Source organism: Psychrobacter sp. 16-MNA-CIBAN-0192 (assembly GCF_040309565.1).
GTDB lineage: Bacteria > Pseudomonadota > Gammaproteobacteria > Pseudomonadales > Moraxellaceae > Psychrobacter.
Map to the genome: position 1 here is coordinate 1 of NZ_JBEOOX010000549.1, position 249 is coordinate 249.

Annotated in this window: 1 protein-coding gene; it reads right to left on the reverse strand. The window is 49.0% G+C overall.

Annotated elements, in window-relative coordinates; translation table 11 throughout:
* On the reverse strand, nt 1–249 hold a 249-nt coding region (locus AAEY78_RS14330; RefSeq protein ID WP_352340099.1), incomplete at both ends, for a peptidase U32 family protein.

The following is a 249-nucleotide window of genomic DNA, read 5'->3' on the forward strand; positions in this document are numbered from 1 at the left end:
TGGCTGCAGCGGCCACGGTTGCCAGAATTACCAACACTGACTGAGCTTGAATAACATTGACCCGAGAATGCGATGCATAAAGCGCCGTGAACAAATACTTCGGTAAGCACTTCGTGATCGTGGGCGAGGGTGGTAAGGCTTTTAATTTCGCCAAGGTTTAGCTCGCGAGATAAATTGACACGAGTGGCACCGATTTTGGCTAAGAAGCCAATTTGACCTTCGTTATGAGTTGTCAGCTGGGTAGAAGCG